The sequence below is a fragment of the Pseudarthrobacter sp. CCNWLW217 genome (genome assembly GCF_037203985.1).
In the GTDB taxonomy this organism is placed as follows: domain Bacteria; phylum Actinomycetota; class Actinomycetes; order Actinomycetales; family Micrococcaceae; genus Arthrobacter.
This window is the reverse complement of sequence record NZ_JBBCBT010000002.1, coordinates 1-15,854: the sequence shown is the minus strand read 5'-3', so window position 1 is coordinate 15,854 and position 15,854 is coordinate 1. Positions and strand designations below refer to the sequence as shown.

Sequence of the window (15,854 nt, the reverse complement as noted above, 5' to 3'; positions counted from 1 at the left end):
AGAATGCTGGTGCGTGGAGCCCCTCAGCGCAAGGGAACGATGTCGTCGACGCCCATTCGTGCGGCATCGGCGGACTCATCATCAGGTTGCTGCTGGCTCAGCCGCTCGGCTTCTACGCGTGCAATGTAGTGCTTGATTTCGCTTTCACGCTGCACATCGCTCCAGCCAAGGACTTCACCCATAAGTTTAGCGACTACCGGAACCGCGGAGACACCACGATCCCACGCCTCGATCGAAATCCGGGTCCGGCGAGTCAGGACATCGTGGACGTGCCGGGCGCCTTCGTGGGTCGCGGCATATACGGCCTCGGCCTGGAGGTAATCGTCGGCGCCGGGCAGGGGCTCGGCCAGCTCAGGCCTCTCGGCGATGAGGGCCAGCACTTCCGGTATCAGCGATCCATAGCGGTTCAGCAGGTGTTCCACCCGCGCCACATGGACCCCTGATTCCTCCGCCGTCCGGTTCCTCCGGTTCCAGGCAGCTTTGAAGCCGCTGGCGCCGAGCAGCGGAATGGTCTCCGTGCAGCTGGGCGGCACGCGCTCGTCCATGGTGCGGGTGGCCTCGTCAACGGCGTCCTTGGCCATGATCCGGTAGGTGGTCCACTTGCCGCCCGCCACCACCACGAGGCCGGGCACGGGGTGCGCTACAACATGTTCGCGCGACAGTTTGGCGGTGGAGTCGTTTTCACCGGCCAGAAGGGGGCGCAAACCGGCGTAAACGCCCTCCACGTCCTCACGCGTGAGCGGCCGTTTCAGGACTGTGTTGACGTGTTCGAGGATATAGTCGATGTCTTTGCTGGACGCCGCCGGATGGGCCTTGTCGAGGTTCCAGTCAGTGTCGGTGGTTCCGATGATCCAGTGCCGCCCCCACGGAATGACAAACAGCACTGACTTCTCGGTGCGCAGGATCAGGCCCACGGTGGATTGGAACCTGTCCCTCGGCACTACGAGGTGGATGCCCTTTGAGGCGCGGACCTTCAGCTGGCCTCGCTCTGTCACCATGGCCTGGGTCTCGTCCGTCCACACACCGGTGGCGTTGATGACCTGCTTGGCCCGGACTTTGAATTCCGTGCCGTCCTCATGGTTGACCACCTTGGCCCCCACCACGCGTTCGCCCTCGCGCAGGAAGTCCACTACCGCCATCTGGTTGACTGCGTGGGCGCCGTAGTAGGCGGCTGTCCGGATCAGGTTGGCGGCATATTTGGCGTCATCGACCTGGCCGTCGTAATAGCGGATGGAACCAACGAAGGCGTCATCCTTCAGGCTGGGCGCGGCGCGGAGGGTCCCGCGGCGGGTCAGGTGCTTGTGGAACGGCACCCCGCGGCTATGCCCGCCGGTGATGGACATGGCATCGTAAAGGGCAATCCCTGCGCCCACGTACGGCCGCTCCAGGAAAGGCTTGGTCAGTGGGTAGAGGAACGGCACGGGGCGGGCGAGGTGCGGCGCGAGCACGGAAAGGATCAGGCCGCGCTCGTGCAGGGCTTCCTTGACCAGGCCGAAATCGAGCATTTCGAGATAGCGCAGGCCGCCGTGGATAAGTTTGGAGGACCGGGAAGATGTTCCCGCCGCCCAGTCACTGGCCTCCACGATCCCCACGCTGAGGCCACGCGTCACGGCGTCCAGGGCCGCTCCCGTACCCACGATGCCGCCGCCGACAATCAGGATGTCCAGTTCCTTGCCGGGCTCGGTCGTGGCCCGCAGCCGCGCGATTGATTCTTCGCGGGCTGCCGGACCCAGGGTGCCGCTGGTGTTGGGAACACTCGTCATGGAAGCCTCCGTTGCCGCTGGTGCAGGTAGTAAACCACACTACTTGCTAGCTGCATGCTTGGGCAGGCGGGGCCCGGAGGGCCTCCCACCCGCCCCCGGCGCAGGTCAGTTTCCGGCGTAAGGCGAGACGACGACGTCGACCCGCTGGAATTCCTTGAGGTCCGAGTAGCCTGTGGTGGCCATCGAACGGCGGAGCGCGCCGACCAGGTTGGACGTGCCGTTGGTGTGGTGGCCGGGCCCGAAGAGGACCTCCTGCAGGGATCCTACGGTGCCAACGTTGACGCGGTCGCCACGCGGCAATTCGAGGTGGTGAGCCTCCTGGCCCCAGTGCCAGCCCTTGCCTGGCGCCTCTTCGGCGCGGGCGAGTGCGCTGCCCAGCATCACGGCGTCCGCACCCATGGCTATCGCCTTGACGATGTCGCCCGAGGAGCCCATTCCGCCGTCGGCAATCACGTGCACGTAGCGCCCGCCCGACTCATCCATGTAGTCACGGCGGGCAGCCGCGACGTCGGAGATGGCGGAGGCCATGGGCGAGTGGATGCCCAGGGCACGGCGGGTGGTGGTGGTGGCGCCGCCGCCGAAGCCCACCAGGACCCCGGCAGCGCCGGTGCGCATCAGGTGCAGCGCCGGGGTGTAGCCGGCAGCGCCGCCGACAATCACGGGCACGTCCAGTTCGTAGATGAACTGCTTAAGGTTCAGCGGCTCGTGGTCCTTGGAGACGTGTTCGGCAGACACGGTGGTGCCGCGGATGACAAAGATGTCGACGCCGGCGGCCACCACGGTTTTGTAGTGTTCCTGGGTGCGCTGCGGGGTCAGTGAACCGGCCACAGTGACGCCGGCGGCGCGGATCTCCGCGAGGCGCGTCGTGATCAGCTCGGGCTGGATGGGGGCGCGGTAGAGCTCCTGCATGCGTCCGGTGACGGCGGGGCTGTTGATCTCATCCTCAAGGGCACCGATTTCGTCCAGGACCGCCTGCGGGTCCTCGTACCGGGTCCACAGGCCTTCGAGGTCCAGGACACCAAGCCCGCCGAGGCGGCCCAACTCGATGGCTGTCTGTGGGGACATGGCCGAGTCCATGGGTGCAGCAATGACCGGCATATCGAACTTATAGGCGTCGATCTGCCACGACACGGAGACGTCCTTGGGGTCGCGTGTACGACGGTTAGGGACAATCGCAATGTCATCCAGGGAGTAGGCACGACGCCCACGCTTGCCACGGCCGATCTCGATCTCGTAAGTCACTGCTCTAGGTTATCCCAGCCGGCCCCCCTGCCACGGCCGGTGGAGCGTGGCCCGGTGGGCGAAGGCAGGATCTTTGACGGCCGCGGGGCCGGTTCGTTACGGCCACGCGGCCTATGGCTCGCTCTGAGCGTCGAAACTGAGCTGGGATTCGAACATCCTGAAGTAGCGGCCCCGCAATGCCACCAACTCCTTGTGGGTCCCCTGTTCCACGACCCGGCCGTCTTCGAGCATGTAGACAATATCCGCCTTTTCGATCGTGGCCAGGCGATGGCTGATGGCGATGATCGTGCTGCTGCGGTCTGCGAACAGCCTTGTGAAGATGCGGTGTTCGGCCAGCGCATCGATGGCCGAGGTTGGCTCGTCCATCACCATAAAAGACGCGTCGCGGTAGAAGTTCCTGGCCATGGCGAGCCGCTGCCATTGGCCGCCGGAGAGTCCGCTGCCCTTGCGTCCGCGCGGATCTTCCATCCAGTTGCTGACGTGGTTGTCCAGGCCGTTGGGCAGTTTGTTGATGAATTCCAGAGCTTCGGCGTCTTCCGCCGACCGTCGGATCCGGCCGTCGTCCTTCGCGGAATCGACGTCGCCGAAGTAGATGTTTTCCGCCGCGGTGGCGAATTCGTACTTCAGGAACTCCTGGCTCAGCACTGCCAGGTGGCGGTGCCAGGAGGTGACATCGACGGCGGCGAGGTCCACGCCGTCGAGCATTACCTGCCCTGAATCCGGAGCATAAAGCCCCGCCAGGATCCTGATAAGGGTGGATTTTCCGGCCCCGTTCTCCCCCACGATGGCGATGTGCTGGCCTTGCCGGATGGTCATGCTGATACCGCGGATCACCTCGATGTCGCTGCCGGTGTAGGTGAAGTGGATGTCCCTGAGTTCCACCGTCCGAGGGGCCTGTAACAGCGGCGGCGCGTGCCGGGAGTGGACAGGCAGCGCCATAAACAGTTCGTAGTCCTTGAGGTTCGCGAGGTCCTCGTCGATGGAGCTCAGCGACGACACCAGGTTGTTGGCGGTGGACAGTGCCCGGCTGACGATCTGCTGGACGTACAGGAACTGACCCACAGGCTGGGCACGGGCAATGATCTGACCCACCACCCAGATCAGCGACACCACCTCCGCGCCGTACTGCAGGGCGTCGGCGGCCAACTGCTTCGGGATGTACCGCTTCTGGAAATCCAGCCGACGGCGCTCGTCCGCGTCCCGCAACCGGGACCGGAAGTCCATCAGGTAGCCCACGATCCCGTACAGCCGCATCTCGGCGATGTGCTGCGGGCGCAGGAGATTGGTCTCGATCATGCGGCGCTGGCGGCGCGAGTCCACCTGGGTGTTCCAGTGGGCGATCTGCTCCCGCGAAAGTTTGAACTGCAGGTAGACGCTTGGGACGATCGCGACCAGCACGATGACGGCGATCCACCAGCTCACCAGCAGCAGGGCGCCGACGGCGAGGATCACCGACACGAGCTGGGTGAAGATCGCCGCGATGCGGTCCAGGACCCGGGCGTAGGAGTCAGAGAACCGCTTGGCGCGGTCATAGAGGTCAACGGTCTCTTTGTCGTCGTAGCGCCAGAATTCGAGGGCCAGGAACCGCTCGTACATGAGGTCGCCCACGATGGCGCCCACCTTGAAGCTCATGAGCTGCTGGATGTACCGGTCCACGCTGCTGAAGGCCCCCCAGAACAGTCCCAGCGCCGCGGTGATGATGACGTAGATAATTGCCTGCTGGCCTGCGGCTGCGTCGCCGGAATACGCCGCTGCCAAGGCAGTGGTAGTCAACGCAGCGAAGTAGGTGGTGACAAGTGGAAGCAGCGCCGAGATCAGCGAACCGACAATCTTCATCACGACGGCGGCAGGCGAGGCCCGGAAACTGACCCGCAGGACCTGCGCCACGGCCCGGGCGTACGGCCGGACGGAGAGCTTCCGCTGGGGATCCCGTTTGGGACTCAGCTCAGCGGGATGGTGTGGTTCGGGCATGAATACAGCCTAGTTCGGCGCCCTGAAACAGTGGTGCGGCTAATATTTTTCGCCGTACTCGTATTCGGGAAGATCAAAACAGGCGCTGAAGCCATCAATTTGGACACTCTCGGGTCCGTCCCAGATGCCAACGATCAGGTGCGTTCCGTCATCGTGCAGGATGTCCACAGTACGGGCGCCATCGCTGTCGGAGTCGTCCTTCACCGTCCAACCCTGCATGCCCTTGGTTCTGTCACGCACCTGGTCTAGGAACTTGTCCCTGTCCAGGCCAGGCTGAAGTTCCACCTGACCGGTGCCTGTCCATTTCTTCTTGTCTCCCTGGCAGCTCAACAGGCTGGAGGAGTCGTTCTCGAAGACGGATACCACCAGCTCCTCGGGAACCATGTCAATTATTTGATGCTGGAGGGCCAACAGTTTCGTTTTTGCCTCTTCCAAAGTCATATTGGACATCCCTTTATTCGCTTCCTCTACTCCGCACGATGCCAGGCTGAGAGCCAAGCTGATGGCAGCGGCCGCCCACGCTCCCCGGACTGCCTTGGATGGGTCGATCACTGGCGAATCTCCTTGCGCATATCCCTCAAAGCCTGGTCATTTTCCTCGTAGGTGGTCGCGATGAGGCTGTGGTTGTCGATGCTGTAGAACTCTGTCCATCCGTTGCCCCCTGGTGGCTCATAAACGTGCTTTTCAAAGGCCGGCTCCTTCATTGGGTAGTTCTCCCCCACAACCCCATTCGCTTCAGCGGTCAGCAGGATATCGGGGTAGGTGAAACTGGAATACTCGGTGCCGGGATCGGGCACCCAGCCAGGCGGCATAGCGGCACCGGACAGCGCGAGCAGCTTGTCGTAGTGCGCTCCTTCATTTTCCGCCCCGGTGAGGTTCCGGACTCCCCAACTATGGCCTACACCCACGGATTGGGCACCGGGTGGCAGCTCGAGATCCACGGCGCCCTGGAAGGCCCGCAGGACCGGCGCAGAGCGGGCTACGAACTCATCGCTCTTGGCCTCCACCAGGAAGGCCTCTACCGGGTCGCCGTCGGGAAATTCCGACCCCTTGTAGACGAACGCCGCAGTTCCCCCGGATTGGTCGTCCTCGACCAGGCGGGCTGGCAACCGTTGGGGTCCACCGTCATGGAACGATGCCTCATTGGTAGTGGTGCCGGGGACGTAGGTGATAACGGTCGTCGTGTTCTCGTCATAGGTGCCTTTCAGCTCCACGATCGACTGAGCGGCGGGATCGTAGGCGGCCAGCCTGATTTTTCCGTCCACCACTCTTTGCAGGTAGGACTGGCGCTTTTCCCATGCTTTGTGTTCATCGGTGAACCGTTGCGGATAGCCGGCATCCATAAGGAACGGGTTGAACCTCGGCTCGGGATCGTTCTCGTTGAGCCAATCAATCCTGTTTTGTGCATTGATGCGGTTCGCCTCTACGCGGGCATCGAACGGGATGCCGTTCGTATTGCCTGCCTCCACGGGGTAGTTACGGATGAACGCCTGCTTCTGCCCCGCGGTCAGGCCTGACCACCAGTCCTTGATCTGCGCCGCAGACTTTCCCATGAGGTCATCCGGCCGGACCGGACCGGAAGTGTACTCGCTGGTGCCGTTAGAGGAGCCGGCGGGGCCTGTCGAGGGCCCGGATCCGCCCGGCAGGCTGGCTGCCTCCTGCTCGTCGGCGTTACGTGTTAGTTCATCAGCCGACTGGTGGAGGAAAAGGACGGCCTCCCGAAGGACCAAGGTGTGGCTGGTTTTCCAGTCATGGCGAAACTGCTCTGCATCGGGGCCGGGCCAGAGCGTGCCAATAACGCGGGTGTTGAAAGTGCCCAGTTGTAGCTGCAGCCTGTGGCCCGCGCCATGCATGGCTGCCGCCAGTTGCCGAAGTTGGGCGACGTCAGCGCCAGTAAAGCCATTGGACAACCTGTTCCCCCAAGATCGATCGAGCTTTACTCCATCGAATATACAAGGGTGGGACGCCAAAGGAGGTGGGGAGAACTCCCCACCTCCTTTGCAGTCGGACTAAACCTGGCCACCCACAGCGCCCCGGGTTCCCTGGCCGAGCTTGCGAGGCTAGTCAGGCGACGGGTGGGCCCACGGCGCGCGGGTTCCCTGGCCGAGCTTGCGAGGCTAGGGAGGCGCCGGGGACTAGCGCGAACCGTAGTTCGGTGCCTCAACCGTCATCTGGATGTCGTGCGGGTGCGATTCCTTGAGCCCGGCCGGAGTGATGCGCACAAACTTACCGCGTGCCTTCAGCTCCGCGATCGTGGGTGAGCCGACGTAGAACATGGTCTGGCGCAGGCCGCCCACAAGCTGGTACGCCACGGATGCCAGCGGCCCGCGGTAGGCTACGCGGCCCTCGATGCCCTCAGGGATCAGCTTGTCGTCGCCGGAGACGTCAGCCTGGAAGTAGCGGTCCTTCGAGTAGGAGGTGTTCTTGCCGCGTGATTGCATGGCACCCAGGGAGCCCATACCGCGGTAGCTCTTAAACTGTTTGCCGTTGACGAAGATGAGCTCGCCCGGGGACTCGTCGCAGCCGGCAAGCAGGGAGCCGAGCATCACGGTGTCGGCGCCGGCAACCAGCGCCTTGCCGATGTCGCCCGAGTACTGCAGGCCGCCGTCGGCGATCAGCGGAACCCCTGCCGGGATGGCTGCTTTCGAGGATTCGTAGATGGCTGTGATCTGCGGGACGCCTACCCCGGCCACCACACGGGTGGTGCAAATGGAGCCGGGGCCCACGCCCACCTTGATGCCGTCGGCACCGGCGTCGATCAGTGCCTGTGCGCCTTCACGAGTGGCGGCCTGGCCGCCGATGATGTCCACGTGCGCCGCTACAGGATCGGACTTCAGGCGGCGGATCATGTCCAGCACGCCCTGCGAGTGGCCGTTGGCGGTGTCCACGAAGAGGGCATCGACGCCGGCGTCAACGAGTGCCATGGCCCGTTCCCAGCCGTCGCCGAAGAAGCCGATGGCCGCACCGACCCGGAGGCGGCCTTCCTCGTCCTTGGTGGCGAGCGGGTACTGCTCGGCCTTGGTGAAGTCCTTGGTGGTGATCAGTCCCTTGAGGCGGCCCTGCTCGTCGACGAGGGGGAGCTTTTCGATCTTGTTGGTGGCCAGCTTGTGGGAGGCTTCTTCGCGGCTGATGCCCACGTGGCCGGTGACCAGCGGCATTTTGGTCATGACGTCGCTGACCAGCCGCAGCGGGAAGTCTGCCTCTGGCACAAAGCGGGTGTCGCGGTTGGTGACGATGCCCAGGAGCCGCATGCCCTCATCCACTACAGGCAGGCCGGAAACGCGGTACTGGGAGCAGATCTCGTCAAGCTCCGCCAGTGTGGCCTCAGGGCCGATGGTCAGCGGGTTGGTGATCATTCCCGACTCGCTGCGCTTGACCCTGTCCACCTGGTCGGCCTGGTCCTGGATGGACAGGTTGCGGTGCACTACCCCAAGACCACCCTGGCGTGCCATCGCGATGGCCATCCGGGATTCGGTCACCGTGTCCATTGCTGCGGACAGCAGCGGGGTTTGCACCGTGATCCGCTTGGAGATCCGGGAAGAAGTGTCGGCATCGGAGGGGATGACGTCGGTGTGGCCGGGGAGCAGCAGGACGTCGTCGTACGTCAGGCCGACAAAGCCGAAAGGATCGTGTGCGGGCTGGGTCATGAGTGCGCCTCTTACCTTGGTTGCGGGGGTCACGGGTAGGGGTTGCAGCTGATGACCAGCCCGTCATTACGGGACTGGTCCGTGCATGGGTTGCGGTGCGGGGGTACTTCGGACACGGGATTCAGTGCAGAAAGTATTGAGTAAATATTAGAACCTCCGCGCCGATCCCCCTATTCCGGGAGGGCAATGTGAGCAACGGCACCATCCCCACCGGCTCCGTGGCCCGCACGTCCACACCGGCTCCGCGGAAAGGAGCCCTTAAGTCCAGCCGGTAGCGGCCAGGAGCCGTTCCTCAAACATGGGGATCATGCTCTGCACGTAGGTCTTGGTGAGGTGGTTATCGTCCTTGTACACGTAAACGTTTCCCACCACGGCCGGGCAGGTGCCGCCGGCGCAGATGAAGTCGCTCAGGTCCATCAGGTGCAGCCCGTCCACCTGACCGCGATACCTGTCCAGCGGCGACGACTCGGCCAAGGACTCATTCAGTGGCGCATTGCATTCCGGCGCGTCCGGTCCGTGTTTCTGGACGCACTCGGGCATGTTGATGTGGAATCGGGGGTTGTCCCGGACTCCCACTACGTCCATCCCGGCCTGCGTGAAGGGCCGGATGCCGTCAAGGTAACCGGGAACTTCGGTTTCGAACGGTGCCTCCGCATGCGTCAGCGAGGCAACCGTAAACACCGCGTCCGGCCGGTGTTCCATGACGTAGGCTGCGCTGGCCCTGTTGAAGGCGTTGCACTCCTCATCCCGTTCGGGCGATTCGGCGCCGAAGCGGCAGTTCCCCTTGAGCAGCGTCACCACTTCCCAGCCGCGCTCCTTGGCGATCGGGCCCAGTGCAGCCATGTACTGCTGGGCATGGGAGTCACCCAGCACCACGATCTTTTTCGTGACGGTTTCCGGCTTGGTGTTTTGCAGGCATCCGGACAACAGTGGGTCCGACGGAACGTTGGCATCGGTACAGAGCCCGTCGATATCCGCCCATTCGTCCTTCATGGCCGCCGGGGCAGGAATGATTCGGGCTTCCGGCGTGGGTTTGCCGGCATTCTCGGGCGCCAGGGAGGCGGCCCCCGGGGTCAACTCACGGGGCTGCGCCGCCGCGGCAGCCTCCTCCGCCGTGAGCGTGGTTTGCCACACGGCAACCGGACCGGCGAGCATCCCGCAGCAGGCAGCAACCACGACGGCGGTACGCCAGGACCGCTTCTGCGGCCAGTGCCATTCACGGAGCGGCTTTTCTACAAAGCGGGTAGTGAGCACCGCGAGGACGATGGACGCGGCCACAACGGCCAGGCCCTGGCCCAGCCCTGGCTTCTCGATCCCGGTAGCGGCCAGCGCAAGGACAAGCACCGGCCAGTGCCACAGGTACAAGGCGTAGGAATTGTCGCCCAGGGCAACGAGCGGCTTCCAGCTCAGCAGCCTGTCCACGCCGAACCGGCTTCCGCTCTGGCCTGCAACGATGATCGCCGCCGCCGCCAGGGTTGGCCACAGGGCAATGAAGCCCGGGAAGGAACGGTCCACGGTCAGCACCAGGCCACAGGACACCATGGCTGCCAGGCCGGTCCAACCGAGCACTACGCGCAGCGCTTTACCGGGTTTCGCGTAGGGCAGTACCAGTGCCAGCAGCGAGCCCAGGGCAAATTCCCACAGCCTCGTCCGGGTGTCGAAGTAGGCGTAGGCCTGGTTGGTGGCTGTCTGTTCGACAGAATAGGCCAACGACGCCAGGAAAATCGCGGAGAAGGCCGCTACCAGGACCAGCCGGTAACTGGCGTTGGTCCGGCGCCGGAGCCACCGCCACACGAGCGCCGAGCCGGCGAATACGAGCGGCCAGAGGATGAAGACCTGGCCTTGGATGGACAGCGACCAGAAGTGCAGCAGCGGGCTGGCTCCGGAGTGGTCCTGGGCGTAGTAGTCGACGGCGGTATCGGCCAGCAGCCAGTTCTGCCGGTAGAGCAGCGAGGCCCAGGCCTGGTCAAGGACGCCGGGCCAGCGGCTTTGCGGCAGAATCAGCCACGTGCCTGCCAGGATGCCAAGCAAAACCACGACGGCGGCAGGCAGCAGCCGCTTGAAGAGGTGCAGCCAGTGCCGGATGAGGTTCAGGGGTTTGCCGGCCTCGACCTTCCGGACGAAGGATAGCGTCAGCAGGAACGCTGAGATGAGCAGGAAGATGTCCACGCCCCCGGAGACCCGTCCCAGCCACACGTGGTAAGTCACCACCATCAGGACTGCGAGCGCCCTGAGGCCCTGGACTTCCGGCCGGAAGGTCGCTTTGCGTCCCTTGGGGGTCGCTTCATTCGCACGACCGGGAGCGGGCGTGGTTCTCGCAATCGACACAAAAGACCTCTCGCAGCGGGCAACCAAAGCTTCCATGTTACCGATCCGTAATTTCGATGACCAATCAGGGCCGGCCAGTCTACGTAGTCGACATGGCCGGGAAACTATGCTGTCACCAAGCCAGGAAAGGGATCTGACGTGATAGTCCAGATGCGCATTTGTGTTCCCGGAGAGCTCTCCGGCGTCGTGCAGGAATGCTGTGCCGGGCAGACCGGAACCGCCGAAGTCGCGCGTCTTGTGGGGGCGTCCATCCTTCCTCCAGGGGATGTCCTCGAGGTCCAGGTCGCCCGTGAAGCTGTGGAGGAGTTACTGGAGAAACTGCACGTCCTCAAAGTGCACGAAGCGGGGTCCATATCCGTCTCCATGCCGGAACTGGTCCTGTCCCGCCGCGCGGACGCGGCCGAGAAAGCGGCGCCCGGTGACGGGGCTGACGCCATGATCTGGGACGAGGTGACGCGGCAGACCGGTGAGGACTCCCGGCTGACGTGGAGCTACCTCGCCTTCCTCGTGCTGGCAACGCAGCTTGCCGCCATCGGCATTGTGACCGATTCAACGATCGCCATTGTGGGTGCCATGGCGGTGGGGCCGGAATTCGGCCCCCTGGCCGCCTTGGCCGTCGCGGTGGCCCGGGGCCGCTGGCGGCTGGGGCGACGTGCCGCCGTCGCGCTTGGCGTCGGTTTCCCGGTGGCCATGCTTCTGGCCGCCCTGAGCGCCTGGCTGTCCGTCCCGCTTGGGCTCTTTCCGGCCGATGTCCTCAAATCCGGTTCCGCGGTGGAGTTTATTTACCATCCGGGGCCGTACTCGCTGATCGTTGCCGTGCTGGCGGGGGCGGCCGGGATGTTGTCGGTCATCAGCCGGCGTTCGGCTGCCCTCATCGGTGTTTTCATTTCGGTGACCACGGTGCCGGCGGCCGGATTCGTCGCGGTGGCACTGGTCCTCGGCGAATACCAGAAAGCTGCAGGTTCGGCGCTGCAGCTTTTGGTCAACTTGGTGGGGATTGTGGCCGCGGCCGTGGCAGTGCTGGTTTTCTATCGGCTGGTCTCCAGTCGGCTGCCTGCGGGCACGGCGCGCCAGCTCAGGTGGAAGATGCGGCGGACTCGCGGGTGACGGATACCGGTATCCTCCTGGCCAGGTAGCGGGCGTCGCGGCTGACTCCGGGAAGAGTGGCCGATACCGCCGCGAACAAGAATTCCTGTCCAAGGAAGAACAAACCAGGTGAATCAAGCGCCACACCGCGTTCCTGCCGGGGCAGCCCGCCGTCGTCCAGGAGGGCGGGATCGATCCAGCTGAAATCATCTTTGAACCCGGTGCACCAGATGACGTTCGATACTTCCAGCCGTGTACCGTCCGCCAGGACGGGCATTCCGTTGTCCACCCCGGCCGCCCGTGGCACGAGGCTGACGCCTGCGTTGGCGAGGTCCTTGGACTTGGTGCGGATCAGCGGATCGGCGTGTGCTTTGAAGGACGGGGCCGCCTTGCGTCCGATCGGTGTGTTGAGGGTGAGGATGTGCAGACCCAGGAACCGCACGACGGGCAGGAAGTACCTTGCCGCCGTCGGGCCGTGCTTTACCGGGATCTCCCCGCCGGGCTTGCCCGCCACGATCGTCTGATGTGTCCTGGACACTTCGATGCCGATCTCCGCCCCGGAGTTCCCCAGACCTACTACCAATACCGGGCCGTCCTGCAGTTGCCGGGGGTTACGGTATTCGCTTGAGTGGATCTGGACGATGGACGGCGACAGCTCCGCGGCGAAGCCAGGCACCTTGGGGGCCTGGCTGCATCCCGTCGCCACGACGGCATTGTGCGCTTCCCAGCGGCGGCCGTTGGCGACGGCAATGTAGCGGTCCCCTTCCCGCCACAGGCGTTCGATGCGGACTCCGTTGATAACTGGGAGGTCATACTGCGCGGCGTAGCCCTCAAGGTATTCGGCCACTTCATCTTTGGTGGGAAAGGTCAGCGGGTCAGCCGGGAACGGCGCGCCCGGGAGCCCGTCGTACTTGGCCGGAGTAAAGACCCTGAGCGAATCCCACCGCTGGCGCCAGGCGTCTCCGCCCCTCGGGTTAGCGTCGAGGATCAGGAACTTCCGTTGTTGTTCTTTCAAGTAATAGCCCATGGCAAGACCGGCCTGGCCGCCTCCGATGATCATCGTGTCCAGCATTCCGGTCACGTCTTCGTTGTTCATCACTGCGCTCCTTTTTCACTGAAGTTGATTCCTGCGGCTGAACCTTCCCGTGTTCCAGCGGCCGGGCTCCCTGCCGCTCCATGTCCTGTCTCCCTGTAGCGCCACCACCACGCCAGCATCAGCGCGGACGCGAGGACATAGGCAAGGTGGAGTGCCCAGATCGGGCCGGCGGGCAGGTTGAAGACGTAGATGGAATGAACAGCATTGGCCACATTGCTCAGTACCAGGTTCCCCAGACTGTAGGAGGCGAGGTCCCGTGTGCGGGCCGCTTTGACCAGCATCGGCAGCATTCCCAAAGCAAACAGCACTGTCGAAAGTGTGCCGGCAAGGACTGGAAGGTTCATGCTTTGAGGCTACGATCGGGGCCAGCCCGCCCGCGTCGGCCAAATCATGTAACTCTGCCCGGGGGCATTGTGGGTATTTTTGTGCAGCCCCTTAGCCCGCCAGCCCATGCTCAAACGCATACCTTGTGGCCGCCGCCCGGGAGGAAAGGCCAAGCTTCAGGAAGATGTTGCTGATATGCCGGGCCACCGTCTTTTCGCTCAGATAAAGTTCAGCGGCTATCGCCCGGTTGCCCTCGCCGGAAGCAACGAGCCGAAGGACTTCCCTCTCCCTCGGGGACAGCGGACCCTTTGGTCCGGCGTCGGCGCCATCCCGCATGAGCGAGGCGGCCCAGGCGGCGGCAGGTGCAGCGCCCAACTCCAGGAGCTCAGCATGCGCGGCCTCGAAGTCCATCAGCGCCGAGGGCTCGTCACCAAGCGCCCGGCACGCACGCCCAATGAGTACGCGGCAGCGCGCGGCCTCGTAGGGCACGCCGAGATCCAGCCACAGCTTCCAGGCATTCCGCAGTGCTGGTGACGCACCCGCCGGATCGCCGTTAGCGAGCCGGACCGCGCCGTCGGCCTGGTCGGCAACCGCCCGGACCATGGGCATCGGGCATTCGCGGGCAAAGACTTCCAGCTCGTCGGCGCCCCGCCTCGCCGCTTCCAGGTCGGGTGCGGCCAACTCGATCTCCACCAGGGCGGGCAACAGGTTCCGGCGGGTTGCGACGTCGGCCACGCTGACCGCCCGGCGGATCATCGACTGCGCCTGCTTCGCGTCTCCGCGGGCCAACCACAGGAGCGCCATGCCGGGCTGCGGCTCATAGCCGCTCCTGGCGGCCTGCCGGTAGGAAGCGTCGGCGTCCTCCAGCTTGCCAGTGAGCCGCTGCACTTCGCCCTGCTGATAGTAGCCGCCATAAAGCGCCTGGGGGTCACCCCGGGTGGAACGTCCCTGGGCTGCTGCCGCCGCCTCCATCGCCTCGGCCCAGGCCCCGTGCAGCCGGAAGATTTCCGCGCGGTGCGACTGGCACTGCCCGCTGAAGGCCACCATGTCAGGGCGGGCGTTGCACCAGCGGTCCAGTGCCGTTGTCCATTGCAATGCCCGCTCCAGGTCAAAGGCCAGGTGGCAGTTGCCAATAACGGCGCAGTAAATGATTCCAGAAGGAATTGGAGACAGTTCCCCGGCCGTCACTGCCACCATGACTTCGTCGAACATCCGGAGGCCTTCGTCGGGGTGCCCGAGCATGAGGGTCGCCTGGCCGGTCCCGAGGAGTGCCAAGGCTGACAGGTCTTTGTCCTGGAATTTCTGGCCGAAGTCCGCCACCTGGGAGAAAACCTGAAGCGCGCCCGCCGGATCACCGCCGTAGAGCTTGCCGAGGCCCATCGGGAGGAGCAGGAGGCCCTGGACGGCATCGGGCTCAGCCAGTTCGTCCACCAACCTCTGGCCACGGGCAAACCAGCCCCCGGCCCGGGCTGCCTCCCCTAGGTTCATCAGCTGCATCCCCATCCAGCCGGCACACCGGGCGGCGCCGATAACGTCGCCGACGACCAGGTACTCTTCATGTGCCCGGGTGAGGGTGTCCAGACCGGCTGTTGTGTTGCCGGTCAGGATTTCCGCGACGGCAAGCCGGTCAAGGTCCGGTGCAGGCAGTCCGCCCTGCTGGTCGGCATCACGGAAGCTCTCGAAGGCATCGGTCCAGCGGTTCTCGCGGAACGCCACCCGGCCCTGGTCAATGCCCGCCTCAGCTGTCATCTGGCTGCCTTTCGGATACCGTCCACCCAGCGGTTCAGCCCCTCCACGTGTTGGACGCGACGGTAGTTAAGCGCCACGGTACGCCCGCTGGCGAGCGGGCACAACCTACGAGCGCAGCAGCGCCCGCAGCGTCTGGATCGTGTCGGCCTCCGCTGCCGTCTTGTCGTCCCGGTAGCGCTTGACACGTGCGAACCGAAGGGCGATTCCGCCGGGATAACGTGAAGACTGCTGGACGCCGTCGATCGCGATCTCAACAACTGTGACGGGTTCCAGCCAGACAGTGCCCGCCGTGCGCCGCACCTCGATCTCCTGGAACCTTTCGGTCTGCCAGCGCAGCAGCGCGTCGGTAAGGCCCTTGAAGGTCTTGCCCACCATGACGTAGCCACCGGGTTCGCCAAACTCACCGGTCGGATCGAGGGCGCCGAGGTGCAAGTTCGACAGCAGCCCGGAGCGCCGTCCCGACCCCCACTCGCAGGCGAGCACCACAAGATCGTAGGTGAGCACCGGTTTTACCTTGATCCAGTTGGAACCGCGCCGGCCGGCAGCGTAGGCCGACCCGACCGCTTTTACCTTCCCTGTCAAGTTCAGCGTGTTGACGAAGGTGCGGCCGACTACAGCCAGAAATTTGGATGGACGCTTTCCCACTTG

The 15,854-nt window shown here is 64.4% G+C and carries 12 protein-coding genes; 1 reads left to right on the top strand and 11 read right to left on the bottom strand.

Annotated features, from left to right (window positions below; all coding sequences use genetic code 11):
• Positions 1-23 precede the first annotated feature (23 nt).
• From V9L18_RS02655 to V9L18_RS02625, 7 genes are all read right to left on the bottom strand, one after another.
• Entirely contained in the window at positions 24-1,763 is a 1,740-nt protein-coding gene (locus tag V9L18_RS02655; protein WP_337345637.1) for a glycerol-3-phosphate dehydrogenase/oxidase, read from the bottom strand.
• Between the two features lie 105 nt (positions 1,764-1,868).
• Entirely contained in the window at positions 1,869-3,005 is a 1,137-nt protein-coding gene (locus V9L18_RS02650; protein WP_337345636.1) for a GuaB3 family IMP dehydrogenase-related protein, read from the bottom strand.
• 111 nt (positions 3,006-3,116) lie between these two features.
• Complete coding sequence (locus V9L18_RS02645; RefSeq protein WP_337345635.1) at positions 3,117-4,976, bottom strand: ABC transporter ATP-binding protein; 1,860 nt, start codon at positions 4,974-4,976, stop codon at positions 3,117-3,119.
• A gap of 39 nt (positions 4,977-5,015) precedes the next feature.
• Positions 5,016-5,528 (bottom strand): hypothetical protein, encoded by a 513-nt coding sequence (locus tag V9L18_RS02640; protein WP_337345634.1) that lies wholly within the window; start codon positions 5,526-5,528, stop codon positions 5,016-5,018.
• Positions 5,525-6,886 (bottom strand): hypothetical protein, encoded by a 1,362-nt coding sequence (locus V9L18_RS02635; RefSeq protein ID WP_337345633.1) that lies wholly within the window; start codon positions 6,884-6,886, stop codon positions 5,525-5,527. Before V9L18_RS02635 ends, V9L18_RS02640 begins: the two co-directional genes overlap by 4 nt.
• A gap of 225 nt (positions 6,887-7,111) precedes the next feature.
• Complete coding sequence (guaB, locus tag V9L18_RS02630) at positions 7,112-8,623, bottom strand: IMP dehydrogenase (protein ID WP_337345632.1); 1,512 nt, start codon at positions 8,621-8,623, stop codon at positions 7,112-7,114.
• A gap of 258 nt (positions 8,624-8,881) precedes the next feature.
• Positions 8,882-10,987: an acyltransferase family protein gene (locus V9L18_RS02625; RefSeq protein WP_443197920.1), complete on the bottom strand. Its 2,106-nt coding sequence runs from the start codon at positions 10,985-10,987 to the stop codon at positions 8,882-8,884.
• 102 nt (positions 10,988-11,089) lie between these two features.
• On the opposite strand from V9L18_RS02625, the gene V9L18_RS02620 reads away from it, so the two are divergent.
• Positions 11,090-12,058 carry a DUF389 domain-containing protein gene (locus tag V9L18_RS02620; protein WP_337345630.1) on the top strand — a complete coding sequence of 323 codons (969 nt, stop codon included), beginning with the start codon at positions 11,090-11,092 and terminating at the stop codon, positions 12,056-12,058.
• On the opposite strand, the gene V9L18_RS02615 is transcribed toward V9L18_RS02620, so the two are convergent.
• The 4 genes from V9L18_RS02615 to V9L18_RS02600 form a co-directional block, all read right to left on the bottom strand.
• On the bottom strand, positions 12,027-13,133 hold the full coding sequence (locus tag V9L18_RS02615; protein WP_337345629.1) for a flavin-containing monooxygenase: 1,107 nt from the start codon (positions 13,131-13,133) through the stop codon (positions 12,027-12,029). The two genes, V9L18_RS02620 and V9L18_RS02615, sit on opposite strands and share 32 nt — an antisense overlap.
• On the bottom strand, positions 13,133-13,477 hold the full coding sequence (locus tag V9L18_RS02610; RefSeq protein ID WP_337345628.1) for a hypothetical protein: 345 nt from the start codon (positions 13,475-13,477) through the stop codon (positions 13,133-13,135). The genes V9L18_RS02615 and V9L18_RS02610 overlap by 1 nt, the downstream gene beginning before the upstream one ends.
• A gap of 91 nt (positions 13,478-13,568) precedes the next feature.
• Positions 13,569-15,206 (bottom strand): LuxR C-terminal-related transcriptional regulator, encoded by a 1,638-nt coding sequence (locus V9L18_RS02605; RefSeq protein WP_337345627.1) that lies wholly within the window; start codon positions 15,204-15,206, stop codon positions 13,569-13,571.
• A gap of 105 nt (positions 15,207-15,311) precedes the next feature.
• The coding region (locus tag V9L18_RS02600) for an ATP dependent DNA ligase (RefSeq protein ID WP_443197919.1) at positions 15,312-15,854 on the bottom strand (543 nt) is incomplete at its 5' end.

Excerpts from the sequence above, each read along its gene's own strand:
- guaB (WP_337345632.1), bottom strand. The coding sequence starts at position 8,623 with ATGACCCAGCCCGCACACGATCCTTTCGGCTTTGTCGGCCTGACGTAC.
- V9L18_RS02655 (WP_337345637.1), bottom strand. The coding sequence starts at position 1,763 with ATGACGAGTGTTCCCAACACCAGCGGCACCCTGGGTCCGGCAGCCCGC.
- V9L18_RS02605 (WP_337345627.1), bottom strand. The coding sequence starts at position 15,206 with ATGACAGCTGAGGCGGGCATTGACCAGGGCCGGGTGGCGTTCCGCGAG.
- V9L18_RS02610 (WP_337345628.1), bottom strand. The coding sequence starts at position 13,477 with ATGAACCTTCCAGTCCTTGCCGGCACACTTTCGACAGTGCTGTTTGCT.
- V9L18_RS02625 (WP_443197920.1), bottom strand. The coding sequence starts at position 10,987 with ATGGAAGCTTTGGTTGCCCGCTGCGAGAGGTCTTTTGTGTCGATTGCG.
- V9L18_RS02615 (WP_337345629.1), bottom strand. The coding sequence starts at position 13,133 with ATGAACAACGAAGACGTGACCGGAATGCTGGACACGATGATCATCGGA.
- V9L18_RS02645 (WP_337345635.1), bottom strand. The coding sequence starts at position 4,976 with ATGCCCGAACCACACCATCCCGCTGAGCTGAGTCCCAAACGGGATCCC.